This is a genomic window from Kaistella palustris DSM 21579 (assembly GCF_000422265.1).
Classification (GTDB): domain Bacteria; phylum Bacteroidota; class Bacteroidia; order Flavobacteriales; family Weeksellaceae; genus Kaistella; species Kaistella palustris.
Genome location: NZ_KE383812.1, coordinates 366,421 through 385,408 on the forward strand (window position 1 = coordinate 366,421; position 18,988 = coordinate 385,408).

General features: G+C 42.2%; 19 protein-coding genes. 14 read left to right on the forward strand and 5 right to left on the reverse strand.

Annotated elements, in window-relative coordinates:
• Positions 1-2: 2 nt before the first annotated feature.
• The 5 genes from H562_RS0111775 to mutY all read right to left on the reverse strand — a co-directional run bounded on the left by H562_RS0111775 (position 3) and on the right by mutY (position 5,971).
• Positions 3-1,370, reverse strand: a complete 1,368-nt coding sequence (locus H562_RS0111775; RefSeq protein WP_027377684.1) for a peptidylprolyl isomerase — start codon at positions 1,368-1,370, stop codon at positions 3-5.
• A gap of 65 nt (positions 1,371-1,435) precedes the next feature.
• Positions 1,436-3,265, reverse strand: coding sequence for a hypothetical protein (locus H562_RS0111780; protein WP_027377685.1), 1,830 nt, complete (start codon positions 3,263-3,265; stop codon positions 1,436-1,438).
• 73 nt (positions 3,266-3,338) lie between these two features.
• Positions 3,339-4,259, reverse strand: a complete 921-nt coding sequence (locus tag H562_RS0111785) for a PfkB family carbohydrate kinase (protein WP_027377686.1) — start codon at positions 4,257-4,259, stop codon at positions 3,339-3,341.
• Positions 4,260-4,301: 42 nt separating this feature from the next.
• Complete coding sequence (gldD, locus tag H562_RS0111790; RefSeq protein ID WP_027377687.1) at positions 4,302-4,856, reverse strand: gliding motility lipoprotein GldD; 555 nt, start codon at positions 4,854-4,856, stop codon at positions 4,302-4,304.
• Positions 4,857-4,930: 74 nt separating this feature from the next.
• Positions 4,931-5,971, reverse strand: coding sequence for an A/G-specific adenine glycosylase (gene mutY / locus H562_RS0111795; RefSeq protein ID WP_027377688.1), 1,041 nt, complete (start codon positions 5,969-5,971; stop codon positions 4,931-4,933).
• 47 nt (positions 5,972-6,018) lie between these two features.
• Here mutY and H562_RS0111800 point away from each other — a divergent pair, with 47 nt between their 5' ends.
• From H562_RS0111800 to H562_RS15425, 14 genes are all read left to right on the forward strand, one after another.
• A complete protein-coding gene (locus H562_RS0111800) occupies positions 6,019-6,309 on the forward strand; it encodes an HU family DNA-binding protein (protein WP_027377689.1) in 291 nt (96 codons plus the stop codon).
• A gap of 384 nt (positions 6,310-6,693) precedes the next feature.
• A complete protein-coding gene (locus H562_RS0111805; RefSeq protein WP_027377690.1) occupies positions 6,694-8,256 on the forward strand; it encodes an Rne/Rng family ribonuclease in 1,563 nt (520 codons plus the stop codon).
• Positions 8,257-8,405: 149 nt separating this feature from the next.
• On the forward strand, positions 8,406-9,035 hold the full coding sequence (locus H562_RS0111810; RefSeq protein ID WP_027377691.1) for an NUDIX hydrolase: 630 nt from the start codon (positions 8,406-8,408) through the stop codon (positions 9,033-9,035).
• A gap of 11 nt (positions 9,036-9,046) precedes the next feature.
• Positions 9,047-9,844: a lysophospholipid acyltransferase family protein gene (locus H562_RS0111815; RefSeq protein ID WP_027377692.1), complete on the forward strand. Its 798-nt coding sequence runs from the start codon at positions 9,047-9,049 to the stop codon at positions 9,842-9,844.
• Between the two features lie 10 nt (positions 9,845-9,854).
• Positions 9,855-10,301 (forward strand): hypothetical protein, encoded by a 447-nt coding sequence (locus H562_RS0111820; RefSeq protein WP_027377693.1) that lies wholly within the window; start codon positions 9,855-9,857, stop codon positions 10,299-10,301.
• Between the two features lie 7 nt (positions 10,302-10,308).
• The gene (locus tag H562_RS0111825) at positions 10,309-10,854 is read left to right on the forward strand and encodes a hypothetical protein (protein WP_027377694.1); all 546 of its coding nucleotides are present in this window, start codon (positions 10,309-10,311) and stop codon (positions 10,852-10,854) included.
• A 78-nt stretch (positions 10,855-10,932) separates the two neighbouring features.
• Entirely contained in the window at positions 10,933-12,120 is a 1,188-nt protein-coding gene (locus tag H562_RS0111830; RefSeq protein ID WP_027377695.1) for a homogentisate 1,2-dioxygenase, read from the forward strand.
• Positions 12,121-12,294: 174 nt separating this feature from the next.
• A complete protein-coding gene (locus tag H562_RS0111840; RefSeq protein WP_027377696.1) occupies positions 12,295-13,569 on the forward strand; it encodes an acetyl-CoA hydrolase/transferase family protein in 1,275 nt (424 codons plus the stop codon).
• Between the two features lie 247 nt (positions 13,570-13,816).
• Positions 13,817-14,947 (forward strand): 4-hydroxyphenylpyruvate dioxygenase, encoded by a 1,131-nt coding sequence (gene hppD / locus H562_RS0111845; RefSeq protein WP_027377697.1) that lies wholly within the window; start codon positions 13,817-13,819, stop codon positions 14,945-14,947.
• Positions 14,948-15,004: 57 nt separating this feature from the next.
• The gene (locus H562_RS0111850; RefSeq protein WP_027377698.1) at positions 15,005-15,466 is read left to right on the forward strand and encodes a hypothetical protein; all 462 of its coding nucleotides are present in this window, start codon (positions 15,005-15,007) and stop codon (positions 15,464-15,466) included.
• Positions 15,467-15,545: 79 nt separating this feature from the next.
• Positions 15,546-16,793: a fumarylacetoacetase gene (fahA, locus tag H562_RS0111855; RefSeq protein WP_027377699.1), complete on the forward strand. Its 1,248-nt coding sequence runs from the start codon at positions 15,546-15,548 to the stop codon at positions 16,791-16,793.
• A gap of 76 nt (positions 16,794-16,869) precedes the next feature.
• On the forward strand, positions 16,870-17,280 hold the full coding sequence (locus tag H562_RS0111860) for a GxxExxY protein (protein ID WP_027377700.1): 411 nt from the start codon (positions 16,870-16,872) through the stop codon (positions 17,278-17,280).
• 98 nt (positions 17,281-17,378) lie between these two features.
• A complete protein-coding gene (locus tag H562_RS0111865) occupies positions 17,379-18,203 on the forward strand; it encodes a flavin reductase family protein (protein WP_027377701.1) in 825 nt (274 codons plus the stop codon).
• A gap of 46 nt (positions 18,204-18,249) precedes the next feature.
• Complete coding sequence (locus H562_RS15425) at positions 18,250-18,930, forward strand: TMEM175 family protein (protein WP_051190493.1); 681 nt, start codon at positions 18,250-18,252, stop codon at positions 18,928-18,930.
• The last annotated feature ends 58 nt before the right edge of the window (positions 18,931-18,988 follow it).

Sequence of the window (18,988 nt, forward strand, 5' to 3'; positions counted from 1 at the left end):
TTTTAGTTTGAGGCTGATACTTTTCGCCAGTCTGTTTTAAAAGTACAGTTCTTATAACGGTCATTAATGGAGATAAAAACATTTGGCAGTTTTTCTTTCACCCATTTCTCTACCATTTCATTTTTCTTTTTATTTAAAGCCATCTGCTTGATCCTGTCATAATCGGTCGCGATATCCAGCTGGTGCGCAGCGATCACGTCATCGATCTTTACAATTGAAACTGCTTTTCTGTCCTGCGGCACGGTTTCTTCGAAAACTTCGGTGATATCACCTTTATTTAAACCTGCAATCTGATAGGCGATCGTAGGCGGAAGATTCAGTTTTTCAAGCTTATCGGAACCGTCTTCTGCGGTCAGAACGCCGGCGTTGAATTTCGTGTGTTTATCATCGGAAAAGCGGAAAGCTGCATCTTTAAAAGTCATTTTCCCTTCTGTGATCAAAGTTCGGATGCTGTCGAGTTCTTTCTTAGCCGAGGCGATCTCTTCTGCGTTGGGTTCGGCTTTTAGTAAAATATGTCGCGCATCGTACTGCTTTCCGCTTTTTTTCACGAGTTGTATAAGGTGATAGCCAAAATCGGATTCTACGGGATCAGAAATTTCACCTTCCTGCAGATTTAGGGCGGCAGCTTCGAATGGTTTTACCATTTTCCCTTTGGAAATATTGGTGTACAATCCACCTTTCGCGGCAGAACCGGGATCTTCGGAATAAATCCTTGCCTGACTTTCAAAGGATTCGCCTGCCAAGATATCGGCCTTTATTTTGTTGAGGCGTGCAATGATCTCATCTTTATGCGCATCAGTAAGTTTGGGATACATCATAATTTGCGAGAGACTCACTTCATCTTTAACTTCGGGGAGCTGTGATTTATAGGTGGTAAAGAAATCGGTTACCTCGTTTGGCGTTACGTCGGCTTTATCGGTGATACGGCCGTATTTCATCTGTCCGTAATAATTATCGGCATCAATTTTCTCGATGGCGTTTTTCATTTCAAAAGAAGTCCGGAATTTGTACGTAGCGAGCATTGTTTTCTCATCGGGGAACTGCCCCAGGATCTGATTGTACTTTAATCCTGCCTGCTCTTTGATGGCAGCCGACCGGTTTTCGATGAGGGTATCGCGCTTAGCTTCGTAGATCAACAGCTTATTGCTCACAATACTTTCTATGAATTCACATTTATCAGAAACATCTGCGCCCTGCTGCTTCGCATAATTGGCCTGGTCCTCGATATCGGATTCCAAAATAATTTCGTCGCCTACGACCACGGCAATACCGTCGACCAGATCCCCGGTTTTTAACTGGGCGTTCATCTTTACGCCAAAAAATCCAAGTATAAAAGTAAGTAGTAAAGCGAATTTTATGTTTCTGTTCATGTTCAATTTTTATCGATTTGCAAAATTATCATTCTTAGGGAGATAAGCTGCATGTTTTATTATAATTATTTCTTAAAATTAGCCTCCAGATCGCTTATAAATTCAGGCTGCACCACGATATTGGTTTTTGCCCGCTGCTGCGCGATGAGCTCCTGCAGTTTCTGTTCAGTTACCGCATCTTTCAGCATCTCGGCAGAATCACTCTCCGACATTTGTGAAGGCGTAAGAATCTTATCAATGGCGATCACAAGAGAGCGGGCTTCCATTTTGGTTTGGTGAACTCCGGTTTTAAACGGCACTTTGTATTTTGTAAATACATCGGCGTTTTCTGACATTTCACCTTTTTCAAAATGAACCAGGATCTGTTTTTTATCGTTGAGCTTACCGTAATATTTCGCATTCAGCGCGTCCCATTTCTTTGGATCTTTAATGCTTTTGGTGATTTCCGGGATCAGGCTGTCATCGGCAATTATGGCCACGCGGCCTTCTGCCCTGTTCCCCCACATAAAGTCACCTTTGTTTTTATTGTAATACGCCGTAAGCCACTCTGGATGTTTTGCAATTTCATCATTCAGATAGTTCGAGAAAACGTAGCCTGAATACAGTTCTTTTTTATATTTATTCAGTTCTGTTTTGATGGCTTTCTGATTGGTAAAATCCAAACTGTAGAAACGCATCAGATCCTGCGACTGCAAACCCGAAAGTGCATCGCTCCAGAAAGCCGGTGTCATTTTTTTGGCCTCAGCCTTTTTGTCACCGATCAGTTTTTTCACGTCGGCAATGGTGGTCTTATAATTTTTGTACTGGTAAAGAACAGCCGCATCTTTGGCCGCACTGAAAGCCTGATAAGATTTCTTGACCTGGGCAAATTCCGGAAACTCCTTATAGCTCTGGTCTTTCTTAATGTAGGCCAGCATTTTATCCTGAAGGATCTCAGCGTATAAAGAAGCGTTCAGATCGCGCAGAAAGAAATCGCGGTTTTTCTCCGTCAACACATAAGGTTCTACATTATAGATGGTGAAAATAAAGTAATTATCACCATAAAGTATGGGCTCGGGTGTATAAAATCCGCCTTTTTTACCTTTCAGCATTTCATAGACATCCTTCGGAAGTGTGGGCGAACCCATAATCATACCGCCATTTTCCTTTTCCTGCTCGTTGGCGCCATACATCTTTGCGACCTCCTGAAAGCTTTTTCCGGTTTTTAACTCGGCGTAGATTTTGTTTCTCATCTCTTCGGATTTCTCATTTTTAGGATAAGAAATTGTTCCGAAGATCATATAGCCCAAACTTGGGCGTGAATCTAAAACTTTCGCAAAGGTTGCATAAGTAGTGGCATCGGTAAGTTTAGTGAATGTATTGTTCGGCAGCGATTTCAACTCTTCGTACAGTTTACTGTCCACGCTTCCCGGTTTTATGAAAATTGGTGCAGGATCGGTTTTCGCGTACCTGGTGATCGCCTCTTCCATCGTCATTTTTCCCGATTTCACATCATTGTAGACCTGTGTGTAGTTTGTGGTGTCGCCGGCTTCCTTCCGAACCAGAAAGATCTGAACCTCCCTTTCGGTCTGGTTATCTTTCATATAGGAATTCAGAACAGGATCGATAATTTCTTTTGGAAAAAAGAATTGTTTGCGCAATTCCCTCTCCTTATCACCCATTTTTTCACGGAAAGCAGCAGTGGTATCCACTTTTTTCTCGGCAGCAAACTGCTGTAGCAGCAAAAAATCCTGCGTGGAACCGATCGTTTTTTCAATACCGTTATGATCTAATCCGTATTTATACTCTTTTTTGAAATCAGCCAGTGAAATGCTGTCTTTCCCAATGATCATATATTGTGCAGACAAAACATTGGCAACAAAAACCACCATGGCAGTGGCAAATAATCTTTTCATAAATATGTCAGGTTAGGAGTTTGAAGAGAAGTTTTCAGTTTTTGGATATTTGAGCGCAACCGGAACAGCACGGTTAAACGTTTACCTCAAACGTGGTAAGGTCCTTAAAATTATTAATCCGCGCAACTATTTCACTTTCGGTAATTTCCTGCAGCCTTTCGGTACCGAATTTTTCAACGGTGAATGAAGCCATGGCAGAACCAACGCTTAACGCAGATTTCATGGTTTCGAAACTGAAATCCTCCTTTTTAGCAAGATAAGAGGCAAAACCACCCGCAAAAGTATCGCCCGCACCGGTCGGATCAAAAACCTCTTCAAGTGGCAAAGCCGGTATTGCGAAAATTTTTCCGTCATGGAAAAGTAATGCGCCGTGCTCACCTTTTTTAATGATTACAAAATCAGGACCCATTTCGTGGATTTTTTTAGCAGCTTTTACCAAGGAATATTCACCGGAAAGCTGTCGAGCCTCTTCATCATTAATGGTGATCACATCTGTTTTTGCAATTACACGCATTAGATCATCCCATGCAGAATCCATCCAGAAATTCATGGTATCCAGGATTACGACCTGCGGGCGGTTGGTCATTCGCTCCAACACAGTCATTTGAACAGCGGGATGAAGGTTGCCCAACAACAGAATTTCCGCGTCCTGCATGGAAGCCGGAATTTTAGGATCGAAATGTTCCAGCACATTCACTTCTGTAACCAGCGTATCGCGCGAGTTGAGGTCGTTGTGATATTTACCGCTCCAGAAAAAAGTTTTTCCATCTTTCACGATTTCAATACCTTCAATATTTACCCCTCTGCGGGAAAGCATATCCAGATCAGATTGTGGAAAATCGCCACCCACAATTGAAACAATACCGGAATCTACACCCAATACGGAAGACGCCAGCGTAATATAGGTGGCGGCACCGCCAAGGATTTTATCTGTTTTTCCGAAAGGCGTTTCAATGGCATCAAAAGCGACTGAACCTACAACTAATAATTTCATTAATGATTTAATTTAAATTTAAAATTTCTAAATTCTCCGGTTTCATTTCCACTCGAATGTATCGATGAGGTGAAGGAGATCTTTTTTGATATAATCAACGGCCGGCGCCAAAGAATCAGGTTTCGGCCGTGAGTTAAAATAGAGGTTTGCGGTGACGTAATGCTTCGTGGAATCTGTCACAAAAAACTGCAGATTCGAGGCTGAGGGACCTTTCAGTTCATAGAAATTTCCGAACACTTTCCGTTCCGGATAACTGAAGGTCTTAGTATCGATCGAGCTGGCTTTTATGGTATGTTCGTACACCATTTTCTCAGATTCCTTCACATGCAGATCCAGGTCGTTATTCACGGGGAAGTAAGTGATAAATACTTTCGCCTTCATTTTCGGATAGTCAATATAATACCAGCAGGGATTTTTTGCATCTTCAATCTTTGCAAAAGTGGAATATTCAAACCCGAAATTACAGGGCGATGAAAATTTGGAATAAGTTGGTGCAGGATATTCTAACCGGAGTTCACCTGAAGGTTTCGGCTGCGTTTCCTTCGCACAGGAAAGTACAGCGAGCCCTAAAAAAGTGAAAGCGAGTTTTTTAAACATTTTGCAAAAATACGAATTAGTTTTAATTTTTAACCGACGCTTCGGGTGTGCGCGGGATATTTGTTTTAATGATTTTAATCCTGTCGGAAATGTAACGCAAGATAATCCTGAAGAGGTTTCGGGAAAGATTTACCCTGCGACTCGGAAAAACTTACTGTTTGAAAACCGTTTACTCTTTCGAAATCCTGAAACAGCGTCGCACTGGGTACACTTACGCCGGTCAGATGAATTGTAAGGTTTTTGTGCGTGAGCTTGTGGAAGATGGTTTTTCCGGTTGTGCAGAAACTTTCGAAGTCATTGGGAATCTGAGTGGGGAATTCATAGAGTTTCTTCCAGATAAAGTCTTCGCCGCGTTGCCGTATCAGGAATTTATCTTTAAAGTGAACGAAATAGTAAAACAGTTCCAGATCGCTGACTTTGGTTTTTTTTGTTTTTACAGGGAACAGCGGGATTTTCCCGAGTTGAAATGCTGCGCAGTCGTTATTTAAAGGACACTCACCACACAGTGGATTTCGCGGTTTACAGATTCCGGAGCCGAGATCCATCATGGCTTCATTAAAATGTCCGGCTTCTTCATCGGGCATCATTCGCACAGCCAGGTCCGAAAAATAATCAAATGCTTTGGAAGCTGATATATCAAAATCATCGGCAAAGACACGCGATAAAACTCTGTAGAAATTCCCGTCGACCGCTGCGATCTTCTTTCCGAAACAGATGCTTGATATTGCTGCAGCGGTATACTTGCCTACGCCTTTTAAACTTAGAATATCGTTGTAATCGGTCGGAAATTCGCCATTGAACTCATCCCTGATCTGTTGCGCTGCTTTATGCAGATTCAAAGCGCGGGAATAGTAGCCGAGACCTTTCCAATACAGTAAAACCTCATCGGTTTCAGCTTCGGCCAGGGAGCGGACTTCGGGGAAGCGCGCAATAAAATTCTGATAATGGACTAAACCCTGCTCAATGCGGGTTTGCTGAAAGATGATTTCGCAGATCCAGATATGGTAGGGATCACTGGTTTTCCGAAAGGGTAAATCGCGGCCATGGATCCGATACCAATCCAGCAGTTTCTTACCAACATAAAGAAAATCAGCATTTTGATTTTTTGTTTTCAAAAATAGTTATTATATTTGCACACCAAAAATATAAATAAAAAAAGGAAATGACAAAGGCAGAATTGGTTAACACCATCTCAAATAAATTGGGAACTGAAAAGAATGAAACTCAGAAAGTTGTAGAAGCATTCATGCAGGAAATTAGAACTGCAATGTATGGTGGGGAAAATGTTTATTTAAGAGGTTTCGGTTCGTTCGTCATCAAAACCAGAGCTGCAAAAACGGGAAGAAACATCAGCAAAAACACTGCAATCGAAATTCCTGCACACAATATTCCGGCTTTTAAACCTTCCAAGACTTTTGTGGAAAAAGTAAAAACCAAAGTAGCAGTTAAATAACAAACAACGAATATATAAGTTTACACATTAAAAATTAAATTATGCCAAGCGGAAAGAAAAGAAAGAGACACAAGGTTGCCACTCACAAAAGAAAGAAAAGAAGAAGAGCGAACAGACACAAGAAAAAATAATCTCTTCGCGATTTACAATATAACGATATAGTTGGTGTTTTTATATGTTTAAAAATTTCACCGACTATATTTTTGTTTTTAAGTAAGATGGTGTTTACCCAAATTCCTTGCCCTCCTGAGCAAACCGAAGCGGCTTACATATAATTTATAACAGCCGGAAAACTGGTCCAGAACCGCAACGCATAAAATGTATTTTATGTTTGGGAATTACTGAATCTCCGGGTTTCTACATCTTTAATTCCTTAGTAATACAATGAAGAAAGAACTGATAATTTCACATGAAGATGCAAAATCAAAAATAGCCCTTCTGGAAGACGGGCGCCTTTTCGAGCTCCATGAACAGGAGGACAAAAGCGATTTCGTAGTAGGTGATTTATTTATCGGTAAGGTAAAAAAGCTTGCACCCAACCTAAACGCTGCTTTTGTTAGCATTGGTTATGAGAAAGATGCCTTCCTGCATTACCAGGATCTTGGGCCGCAATTTCTCACTTATAAAAAGTTTCTGAAGGATACTGTTTCCAAGAAACAGCACACCTCGTCGCTGAAAAACTTCGAGATTCAACCCGAAATTCACAAAAACGGCCTCATCGATAAAGTTCTGGCGAAAGACGACAGCGTAATTCTGCAGATTACCAAAGAGCCGATTTCAACGAAAGGTCCGCGCATCTCTACACAGATCTCACTCACAGGGCGTTTCCTGGTCTTGATCCCTTTTGACAAAAGCGTTTCCATTTCCAAAAAGATCGCCAGCGCTGAAGAAAGAGAACGCCTCCGCACACTCATCGAAAGCATTAAGCCCGAAGGTTTTGGCGTGATCATACGCACGGTTGCCGAAGGAAAAAAAGTCGCCGAACTGCATAACGACATGAATCAGCTCATCCAGAAATGGGAGACTACCTTCAAGAATCTGCAGAAAAGCAAGGTCCCGAGCAAAATCCTCAGCGAGCAGGATAAAGCCTCGTCGATCCTGCGCGATAATTTTAATTCAGATTTCGTTTCAATAATTTGTGATGATGAGCAGATGGTTGATGATATGCGGAATTACCTGGAAGTAATTGCTCCTGAAAGAAAAAACATCGTTCAGTTTTACGACAAACCTATTCCGCTGATGGAATATTACAATGTCGAAAAACAGCTGAAACAAAGTTTCGGGAAACACGTAAACATCCCCAGTTCCAAAGGCGCTTACCTCGTCATCGAGCATACCGAAGCCCTACATGTGGTTGATGTAAATTCCGGTAATAATATTTCATCCGCCGGCAACAATTCCAACAAAGAACATGCGCTGCATGTGAACAAAATGGCGGCAACGGAAATTGCACGTCAGCTGCGGCTCCGCGACATGGGTGGCATCATCGTCGTGGATTTTATCGATATGTCGAATCCCGACCACCGCCGCGACCTTTATGAGCATTTAAAAGCCGAAATGGCGCGTGACAAAGCCCGCCACAAAATTTTGCCGCCAAGCAAATTTGGTCTTATACAGCTGACCAGACAAAGAACCCGGCCGGAAAACCAAATCGAAACAAAAGAAGAGAATCCGAATATCGACGGTGAAATCCTGGCGCCAATCGTAGTGGTGGAGCGTATGGAAGAAGTCATCCGCAACATCATTCAATCCGAAAAGGGAAAAATATTTCTTCACGCCCACCCTTTCGTAGAAGCGTATCTTACCAAAGGTCTTGTGAGCATTCAGACAAAATGGTATTTGAAATACAAAAAATGGGTCACCATTATCCCGCGGGATTCCTTCAAGTACCTGGAATACAAAGTGCTGAATTCCAAAAAAGAAGAATTAATGAGCTATTCCAATTAACCGGACAGCCACATTACACCAAACATCAACTCCTGAATTCTCGGGAGGTTTTTTTTTAAAGGTTTCGGGATTTATGTGGAGAATAGTTTTGGTAAATAAATTAACCTTTCTTTAAAACAGAATAAATATTCTATTTTGTAAATTTGAAAATGGAGATTTTCGGAAGAGATTTATTAAAAAAGATACAGAACGCGGAACTGCTGGGCGAAAATGCGCACTGCATATATTCGCCGCCTTACCGCCCTATTTTTTCCTATGACGAGATCCTGACACGCAACCCAAAATTTGCAGCCGTAAATATTCTGCTGTATTTAAAGGATAATGAATGGTATTTCCCCCTGATGGTAAGAAGTACGAACGAGCGCGACCGACACAGTGGACAGATCTCGCTTCCCGGTGGCAAAAAAGAGGAGTTTGATGAGAATTTTGAACAGACTGCAAAACGCGAAACTGCTGAGGAAATGGGCATCGAAGAATATTATAACAGGATCATCCGCGAGATGTCGCCCATTTATATTCCGCCAAGTAATTTCTACGTACGGACTTTTGTGTCTTACACGCGAAAAAATCCGGTTTTCACCCTGCAGAAAACCGAGGCGGTGGAACTCATAGAATTTCCTGTCACCACTTTACTCAGTCTTTCAGAAACACCGGAAATGATGGTTTTGCCGAGTTCCCGCGGTGTGGAAGTTCCGGTGATAAATTTTAACGGGTATATTATCTGGGGCGCAACTTCAATGATACTGAGTGAATTCAGTTACTTGCTGAAAAATTTGTAAATTCGCGGCTTATGGCGAAGAAAAACATTTTTACCGATGCATTCGGTAATATTTATTTCCTGAAAAGACTGATCATTTTCGTTTTGGGAATGATTTCTTACAGAAGGTTCAACGGTTTTAACAAACTTAAGATCAGCGGAACCGAAAATCTGGTAGACCTGCCGGATTCCAACGTACTCTTTGTCTCCAATCACCAAACATACTTTGCGGATGTTGCGGCCATGTACCACGCTTTCTGCGCGGTAAACAACGGTTACCTCAACACCATCAAGAATCCGATTTATCTGCTGAATCCCAAAGTGGATTTCTATTATGTTGCTGCGGAAGAAACCATGAATAAAGGGCTGATGACCAAGATATTTAAACTTGCCGGCGCAGTGACCGTAAAAAGAACATGGCGCGCTGAAGGTCACGATGTGAACAGAATGGTCGACCTGACGGAAGTAGAAAATATAATGAAAGCGCTGGATAATGGTTGGGTGATCACCTTCCCGCAGGGAACAACTTCCGCTTACGCACAAGGCCGAAAAGGAACAGCGAAACTTGTAAAAAACCAGAGACCATTAGTAATACCCATAAAGATCGACGGTTTTCGCCGTGCTTTTGATAAGAAAGGTTTGCGCGTAAAAGTGACCGGCGTAAAACCTACCATGGAGTTTAAAAAACCGCTCGACATTGATTATGACAAAGATGATGCACACAGCATCATGAAAAAAATCATGGTCGCTATAGAACAAACCGAGGAATTTAACGTTTTACATGATTACGATCTGGAGCTTAAAGCCCAGAAACAGGAGACTGAACAATAAACAACAGCAAATGAAGAACCTAATTTTTGTTTTTTTAACCTTATTATTGGCAGGTTGTACAAGTCAGAAGAAGTATTCGGATTTCGATTACAGTTATGCAAGAAGCGGCGGTATTGCACCGATCTACGAAAACCTTTACATCAAGGGAAATTCAGCGCATTATATGTTTGAAGGTCAGGGAAAGAAATACAAAAAAGATTTTAAGGTCACCGCGCAGGAACTGTCGGATATTCAGACTGCGATCAGCGCGAATAAATTCCGCAGCATTCAGGAAGATTATAAAAAGGTTTACGACAATATCTCGACGATAATTAAGGTAAAACACGGCGATAACTCTTCAGTAAAAAGCGATGCTTCATTTATCATGGAAAAGGATAAACCGCGCTGGGAAAATGTAGTTGCAGTATTCCGCCAGGTTATCGAAGCCCACGTTCCCGCTTCTGCCCAAAATAAATAACAGATTTATGGCGACGCTCTCGAACATCCTCGATTATTCTTCCGGTAAAACGCGCGTATTGATTTACAGTACGCATTCTTCCATCTCAAAGCTCGTACTTCAAACTTTAGCAGACGCCGGCCGGAACGTTGATTTTTTTTTAGCTGATGGAACTTTTAAAAAAGAGGAAAACGATTTTGTAATCCTGGAAACAGCAGATGTATATAAAGCCGCACAGTTTGAGCCCACAATTATGTTTGCGTCGAATGAAATGTCTGTTGAGGATATACTTTCGGTTTCCAGAAACATTACACCTGGTGGCGCACTTATTTTTCCACTTACGATGGAAAATGATCTGGATGATTCAGCGAATTTCTTCCGGAAACTCCCTTTTTCTGCGGCAACAGTTGAAAATAAAAACGGCCGGTTTTTTCTCAGTACCGAAATGGGTCCCGTTCCACTTGCCACAAAAGAGGAAATCCTTTTTCAAAATTTCGACGGCATACAGATATTACTCCAGCAATTTGGAGTTTTGGCCGGCGATTTTTTCGAGGTTCTGCTGACTTTCGAGTAAGACTTTAAAGCTCTTTGTAATTGTCTTATTGAAGTTTGAAATTTTCAGTAAATTTACCTTACCTCAAAATCAAACAAAATGAGATATCACCATTCCGGGAAATTTCCCCAGAAAAGACATACCATATTTAAATCCGACGACGATAAATTCTACTACGAACAGCTTTTCGGTACCGAAGGTTTCCATGGTATTTCGTCTCTGCTTTACCATATTCACAGACCTACGCAAATCAGGTCGATCAGCGAACCAAAGGATGTAACGCCCAAAATTGCAGTTGCAAAAAATGTGACGCCCCGCATGTTCAAAGGTATGAATGTGACGGCTGAAGACGATTTTCTGGAAAGCCGCAAAGTGATGATGCTGAACAGTGACCTGAAAATGGGTTTGGCAAAACCGAGAAAATCCCCTGATTACTTTTATAAAAATGCCGAGTGCGATGAGCTCTTTTTCGTGCACGAGGGAAGCGGCACCTTAAAAACTTTTGTGGGAAATCTCGAGTTTTCGGTGGGCGATTATCTGATTATTCCGCGGGGAACCATTTACCAGATGGATTTTCATACCGAGAAAAATGTATTTCTCTTTATTGAAAGTCATTCGCCGATATATACGCCAAAACGCTACAGAAATGAGTTTGGTCAGCTGCTGGAACATTCGCCCTTCTGCGAGCGGGATATTGTGCCGCCGACTTTTGTGGAACCCATCGATGAAAAAGGAAATTTCCTCATTAAAGTAAAAAAAGAAAACCAGGTCTGGGATTTTATTTATGCCACACATCCTTTTGATGTTGTCGGCTGGGACGGATATTTTTACCCGTTTAAATTCAATATCAAAAACTTCGAGCCGATCACCGGTCGCGTTCACTTACCGCCGCCGATCCACCAGACTTTTGAAGCGCACAATTTTGTGGTGTGCTCCTTCTGTGCAAGAATGTATGACTACCATCCGCAGGCAATTCCGGCGCCTTACAACCACTCCAACATCGATTCCGACGAAGTTCTCTTTTATACAGAAGGTGATTTTATGAGCCGCAATCATATTGATCTGATGGATTTTACGCTGCACCCGGGCGGTATTGTTCACGGTCCTCACCCCGGCGCTATGGAAAGAAGCATCGGCAAGAAATCCACTGAGGAATATGCGGTGATGGTCGATCCTTTCAGACCTTTTCAGTTGACGGAAGAAGCGATAAAAGTTGAAGATCCCACGTACAAGACTTCGTGGCTGGATAAGGAGGAAAATCAGCTGGAAGACCGCTCACAGGAATAAGAAAACCGAAAAACCAAAGCCGACATCTGCTGTTGGCTTTTTTTATTTTTAAAAATTTCAGGCTGAAAAATAAAGCTGAAAAGTTCGGGAAAACTGATTTTCCTCATTTCGGCTTGCGGCAATTATAAGTAAATTTGAAACTAATTAGTAAATCATTAACCTTAAAATATTACAATGAGTCAATACGTCAGTGCCGAGGAAGCTGTTTCACTTATACAAACTGGCAACCGTCTTTTTTCTCATGGCAGTGCCTGCACCCCGAATCTTTTTATAGATGAACTTGCCCGCCAGGCACCGCGCCTGCGGGACGTGGAGTTCGTTTCCATCACGCAGCAGGGAAATGTGGAGATCACAAAACCGCAGTATAAAGACAGTTTTTATATCAATTCACTTTTTGTGTCCACGCCAGTACGCGAGGCTGTAAACTCCGAACGCGGCGATTTTGTTCCGGTTTTTTTAAGTGAGATCCCTACACTTTTTAAAAAAGACATTCTTCCCTTAGACGTGGCAATGGTTACGGTTTCGCCACCAGACCAGCATGGTTACTGCACGCTCGGCACGTCCGTGGATGTAGCCCGAAGCGCTGTAGACACGGCAAAGACTGTCATTGCTCAGGTAAATCCACGCATGCCTAGGACTCATGGCGACGGTATGATTCACATTTCTAAAATTGATAAACTGGTTTGGCACGAAGAAGAACTCCTGACTGTAGACTATGGCGCAAAAGTAGGCGAAGAAGAACTGCAGATCGGCAGAAATGTAGCGGAACTCATCGACGACCGCTCAACGCTGCAAATGGGGATCGGCACTATTCCGGATGCGGTTTTGAAATGCCTGCACAATCACAAAGATCTCGGCATTCATACCGAAATGATCAGCGACGGAATTGTAGATCTTGTGGCAAAAGATATTGTAAACAATAAGTACAAGGGCACCCACAGTAACAGAACGATTACGAGTTTTGCTTTTGGCACCCGGAAATTATACGATTATATTAATGACAATCCTGCCTTTTCTTTTATGGATGTGGAGCACGTGAATTATCCCATCAACATTATGAAAAATAAAAAAATGGTGGCGATCAACTCTGCAATAGAGATCGATCTGACAGGTCAGGTTTGCGCAGATTCCATAGGAACCTTTCAGTTCAGCGGAATTGGCGGGCAAATGGATTTTATGCGTGGTGCTGCGCTTTCAGAAGGTGGAAAACCCATTATTGCGATTTCCTCCAGAACAAAAAAAGGTGTGCCGCGGATCGTACCGTTTTTAAAACCCGGCGCCGGCGTTGTAACCACAAGAGGTCATATCCACTGGGTTGTTACCGAATTTGGTGCGGTAAATCTCTACGGCAAAAGTTTAAAACAAAGAGCGAAAGCACTTATCAGCATTTCCCACCCCGATGACCGTGAAATGCTGGAGAAGGCGACTTGCGAAAGATTCAAATGCTGACCGACCAAATCCTGAACTGTTTTCAGGATTTTTTGTTTATAAAACTCAATACATTAGGTGGCACCACCTATTATTGCTGCAATCCTTTAAAGAAAAGATAACGCAAATATTTTCCCGAAGCGCGCATTTCACGGTCATCGCAAGGATGTATTTTTGGATGTACACAGTACCTTTTTCCGTGGGCGAATAGGATGTGTTTTTATAAAACCCAAAATTTTTGTACTTTGGCATATCTAAAAATATGAAAATGTCAACACTTACTTTCGCCGAAAAAATAGCACAGGCAGAGAATTTCCTTCCGATCAACGGAACAGATTATATTGAATTTTATGTAGGAAACGCCAAGCAGGCGGCTCACTTTTACAAAACCGCTTTCGGCTTTCAGTCGGTCGCTTATGCAGGTCCTGAAACGGGTGTTCGCGACAGGGCTTCCTATGTGGTACAGCAGGGCAAGATTCGGCTTGTACTCACTTCCGGTTTAAATTCTGACTCCCCGATCTGCGAACATCAGAAAAAACATGGCGATGGTGTGAAAGTTCTGGCACTTTGGGTTGATGACGCTTACTCCGCTTTTGAAGAAACCACCAGGCGCGGTGCAAAACCTTACCTTGAACCTAAAACTATTACCGACGAACACGGTGAAGTCCGTATGTCGGGGATCTATACTTACGGTGAAACCGTGCACATGTTTATCGAAAGGAAAAACTATAACGGCGAATTTATGCCGGGTTTCAGAAAGTGGGAAAGCGCATATAACCCAACCGAGGTAGGACTGCTCTACGTGGATCACTGCGTGGGAAATGTAGATTGGAACCGCATGATTCCCGTGGTGAAATGGTATGAAGACGTGATGGGATTTGTAAATATTTTAAGTTTTGATGACAAACAGATCAACACCGAATATTCTGCCCTCATGTCAAAAGTCATGAGCAACGGTAATGGTTTTGCAAAGTTCCCGATAAATGAGCCCGCGGAAGGAAAAAGAAAATCTCAGGTAGAGGAATATCTGGATTTTTACGAAGGTGAAGGCGTGCAGCACATTGCGGTAGCTACGAAAGATATCGTAAAAACCGTGACCGAACTCAAAGCCCGCGGCATAGAATTTTTACCTGCGCCGCCGGATGCATACTACGACATGGTTCCCGAGCGTGTGGGCACGATCGATGAAGATATTAAAACACTTTCCGACCTGGGAATCCTGATCGACTGTGACGAAGAAGGTTATCTGCTTCAGATCTTTACAAAACCTGTGGAGGACCGCCCCACACTTTTCTATGAGATCATCGAGCGGCATGGTGCGCAGAGTTTTGGCGCGGGAAATTTCAAGGCCTTGTTCGAAGCTTTGGAAAAAGAACAGGAACGCAGAGGGAATCTTTAATAAAAACTAACCCGCAGGTTTCGGTATCACACGACTTTCAGCTCAAATACAATTATTATGAAAAAAATACTTTCGCTAACTATATTCTGCATTTGTGCAGGAATGGCAAGTGCGCAATATGGTACCGTAAATGCGATACTGGACCGTCTGGAGGCGCGCAGAGGTATTAATCAAGATCTGAAAGATGTAAATATCGACGATGCGAAATTTGTTTTGATTAAGGATTTCGATGACCATACAGAACGGAGTTTCATCATCATCAAAGGTAATTTGGCGACGTATGTCGAAATGTTTGATGATAAGAAAACCGGTGAGAGTTCGTCGAACGTATTTTCCGGTGACGTGGTGCGCACGGAACACAATCTCATTTCACTGCGTGCAGATAAACTGGAAGGTGAGAAAATTGCGCTTCCGGTGACCAAAACGCTGCTGATGACTAAGCAGAAGAAAATCCTTTATTTAGTAGATGTTAATACAAAGGATCGCTGGGTTGAAGAAAGCGCCCTCACTAAAAAATAAAACTCTTCAATAACTAAAAAGGTTTAGATTACAATTGCATCTGTACTCTGAACCTTTACTTTTAAAAATAAAAATATCAATGAGATCATTTATAAACTACAGTTCAGACTCAGACTTTTCAATTCACAATATCCCTTTTGGCGTTGCGGTTTTCGAAAATGAATATATTGCTTGCTGTACAAGGATCGGCGATATGGTGATCGATCTGGCCACGCTTTATGATTATGGCTTTTTCGATGATATTGCAGGTTTTGATGAAAATGTTTTCGAATCATACACGCTGAATGAGTTTATAGAACTCGGAAAACCGGTGACAAACGCAGTGCGCCTTAAAATTCAGGAAATTCTGGGCGAAGACTCGAAACTCGCTTCGGATGAAAAAACCATCGCAGAATGCTTTTACAATATAAGCCAGGTAAAAATGATGATGCCGGTGCACGTACCGAATTACACCGATTTCTACAGCAGTATAGAACATGCCACCAACGTCGGTAAAATGTTTCGCGGCGAAGACAATGCGTTGCTGCCGAACTGGAAACATCTGCCGGTCGGTTATCATGGCCGTGCTTCCTCTATCGTCATTTCCGGCACGGATATCATTCGCCCAAAAGGGCAGATGAAACCACCGGAAGCCGACACGCCGGTATTTGGCGCATGCAGGCAATTGGATTTTGAACTGGAAATGGCTTTTATTGTCAACACCAATACAGAGATGGGCGACAGTATTTCGGTTGCAGACGCTGAAGATGCAATTTTCGGCATGGTTTTATTTAATGACTGGTCGGCACGCGATATCCAAAGTTGGGAATACGTTCCTTTAGGTCCGTTTCTCGGGAAAAACTTTGGCAGTTCCGTATCGCCCTGGGTAGTGACGCTGGAAGCGCTTGACCCTTTCCGCACCACATCTCCGGTTCAAAACCCCGAAGTACTGGATTACCTGAAATTTGAAGGTGACAAAAACTTCGACATCAACCTGCAGGTTTATTTACAGCCAGAAAATGGTGCAGAAACCTTGATCAGCAGCAGCAACTATAAATTTATGTACTGGAATATGGCGCAGCAACTCGCCCACCACACCGTAAATGGCTGTAATGTGGAAGTCGGTGATATGTACGCGTCGGGCACAATTTCCGGCGAAAATCCAGATTCATTTGGCTCCATGCTCGAATTAACCTGGCGCGGCACAAAACCATTGTACCTGGAAGACGGCCAGGAACGGAAATTTATCAATGACAATGATACGGTAATCATGCGCGGTTATGGAGAGAAGGAAGGCGTAAGAGTTGGTTTTGGCGAGGTTTCCGGAAAAATATTGCCGGCAAATTAAGGAAACCACAAAGGTTTTGCTTTACACATAAGTTTTTTCTAAGTTTCTATTACAGCAAACATCAGCACACATTACAATGGAGATAACTCAGAAATATATCAATGAATTAACATACAAAATCACAGGTGCCTGTATTGAAGTTCATAAAATTTTGGGTCCCGGGCTTTTCGAAAATGTATATCACGAGTGTTTAGAAAAAGAATTTGAATTACTTGGATTGGCATTTCAATCTGAACTTCAGATTCCATTAAATTATAAAGGAAAAATAATCAAATGTTTCGTAAAATGTGATTTTTTAATAGAAGGTCAAATTGTGTTAGAGATAAAATCCATTTCAGATTTAAATAATGTTCATCGTGCTCAAACAATAAATTATATGAATTTATTAAAAGTTCCCAAGTCGATCTTAGTTAATTTCAATGTTAATAATTTATATTACGAAGGTCATGAAACTTTCGTTAGTAGCTATTTCGCAAATCTAAAATGAGACTATTTTCAGTAATGTGAACTACAATATTTTCAAAGCATAAAACTAAAAGCCCTGATGTGACTCATGTGTTAAAAACAACACAATCCGTACATAATATGAAAACACTCGCTCCTGAAGATTTAAATAACTTCGACCTTCAGACTCTGCTTCAGACCGCAATTGCACCGCGCCCGATCGCGCTGGCTTCAACGGTTGGGAAAGATGGCCACATCAACCTGAGTCCGTTCAGCTTTTTCAATATGTTCAGCTCAAATCCGCCGGTAGTTATTTTTTCGCCGGCGCGCAGAGTGCGCGATAATACCACCAAACACACGCTGGAAAACGTGCTGGAGGTACCGGAAGCCGTTATAGGAATTGTAAATTACAGCATCGTACAGCAAATTTCACTGGCTTCCACCGAATATGCAAAAGAACAGAATGAATTTGTGAAAGCCGGACTTACCATGAAAGATGCGGAACTTGTAGCACCAAAGCTCATCGAAGAATGCCCTGTAAATCTGGAATGTAAGGTACTGGAAGTTAAACATCTGGGTAAAAAAGGCGGCGCAGGCAATCTGATCATCTGCGAAGTTGTGAAAATTCACGTTCGCGAAGAATACTTAGATGAAAACGGAAAACTTGACCAGATCAAACTCGATCTTGTGGCGCGCCTGGGCAGCAACTGGTACGCCCGGAATAATGAAAACAACCTGTTTGAAGTTCCAAAACCATTAATAACGAAAGGCATAGGCTTCGACAGATTGCCGCAGGAAATCAGGTTCAGTACTATTTTCACCGGAAATGACCTCGGCATGCTCGCGAATACCGAAAATCTGCCCGACGGGAAATATTCTTCGGATGAAGAAATTCACCGGGAGGCTCAAAAACTTTTGGCTGACCATAAAATCAATGAAGCCTGGCAGGCCTTAAAGCAGCAATAACAGCCAGAAGGACGGCAAATCCATTATTTAAATTAAGCAATCACGTATGAAAGACCGTCCACACCAAGCAGCGAAACACGACTTTCAGGTCGAAAGACTCATATTTTTCAGTGATGCCGTTTTTGCCATTGCGATCACATTACTGGTCATCGATCTAAAAGTCCCAAAAATCGAAGGAGCCATTTCAGACCAAAATTTCATGATTGCCTTAGCACATGAACTGCCCCAACTCAGCGGCTTTATTCTGAGTTTTTTCATCATCGGATTATATTGGACCGTGCATCACAATATTTTCGGATATGTAATTCGAAATTCTACCAAACTGGTTTGGATCAATCTGGTTTTTCTGTTTACAATAGCTTTAATGCCTTTTTCAACGGCTGTTTACAGTGAATATTCCTTTTCCGGGAAATACAATAACTTACTTGCGCCATTCGGTGTATACGTCATCAATATCGGCTTGATCGGACTGATGAATTATATTTTGAACCGCTACATTTTCGATCCAAAAAATAAAGCCGCCGAAGGATTTTCGTCCAACTATGTAAAATTCGGGAAACTGCGCGCCATCGCAATACCGGCCGTTTTTGCCTTTGCCCTGCTGGTCGGTTTCTTTGATGTAAATATAGGCCGTATGATGCTGTTTCTCATTCCTGTAGTAATGGTTATCCTGCACAGAAAGCAGAAGAAAGAGGAACAGAAGCACATCCACGGCTTTCAAAAATGACCAGCCGGATATGATTTTCGTATTCCATTTTTTCCGTGATACAATTGTAACAAACTGA

Coding starts and splice junctions, on each gene's coding strand:
- fahA (WP_027377699.1), top strand. CDS start 15,546: ATGAGATCATTTATAAACTACAGTTCAGACTCAGACTTTTCAATTCAC.
- H562_RS0111840 (WP_027377696.1), top strand. CDS start 12,295: ATGAGTCAATACGTCAGTGCCGAGGAAGCTGTTTCACTTATACAAACT.
- hppD (WP_027377697.1), top strand. CDS start 13,817: ATGTCAACACTTACTTTCGCCGAAAAAATAGCACAGGCAGAGAATTTC.
- gldD (WP_027377687.1), bottom strand. CDS start 4,856: ATGTTTAAAAAACTCGCTTTCACTTTTTTAGGGCTCGCTGTACTTTCC.
- H562_RS15425 (WP_051190493.1), top strand. CDS start 18,250: ATGAAAGACCGTCCACACCAAGCAGCGAAACACGACTTTCAGGTCGAA.
- H562_RS0111785 (WP_027377686.1), bottom strand. CDS start 4,259: ATGAAATTATTAGTTGTAGGTTCAGTCGCTTTTGATGCCATTGAAACG.
- H562_RS0111825 (WP_027377694.1), top strand. CDS start 10,309: ATGGCGACGCTCTCGAACATCCTCGATTATTCTTCCGGTAAAACGCGC.
- H562_RS0111850 (WP_027377698.1), top strand. CDS start 15,005: ATGAAAAAAATACTTTCGCTAACTATATTCTGCATTTGTGCAGGAATG.
- H562_RS0111865 (WP_027377701.1), top strand. CDS start 17,379: ATGAAAACACTCGCTCCTGAAGATTTAAATAACTTCGACCTTCAGACT.
- H562_RS0111800 (WP_027377689.1), top strand. CDS start 6,019: ATGACAAAGGCAGAATTGGTTAACACCATCTCAAATAAATTGGGAACT.
- H562_RS0111805 (WP_027377690.1), top strand. CDS start 6,694: ATGAAGAAAGAACTGATAATTTCACATGAAGATGCAAAATCAAAAATA.
- H562_RS0111775 (WP_027377684.1), bottom strand. CDS start 1,370: ATGAACAGAAACATAAAATTCGCTTTACTACTTACTTTTATACTTGGA.
- H562_RS0111830 (WP_027377695.1), top strand. CDS start 10,933: ATGAGATATCACCATTCCGGGAAATTTCCCCAGAAAAGACATACCATA.
- H562_RS0111860 (WP_027377700.1), top strand. CDS start 16,870: ATGGAGATAACTCAGAAATATATCAATGAATTAACATACAAAATCACA.
- H562_RS0111820 (WP_027377693.1), top strand. CDS start 9,855: ATGAAGAACCTAATTTTTGTTTTTTTAACCTTATTATTGGCAGGTTGT.
- H562_RS0111780 (WP_027377685.1), bottom strand. CDS start 3,265: ATGAAAAGATTATTTGCCACTGCCATGGTGGTTTTTGTTGCCAATGTT.
- H562_RS0111810 (WP_027377691.1), top strand. CDS start 8,406: ATGGAGATTTTCGGAAGAGATTTATTAAAAAAGATACAGAACGCGGAA.
- H562_RS0111815 (WP_027377692.1), top strand. CDS start 9,047: ATGGCGAAGAAAAACATTTTTACCGATGCATTCGGTAATATTTATTTC.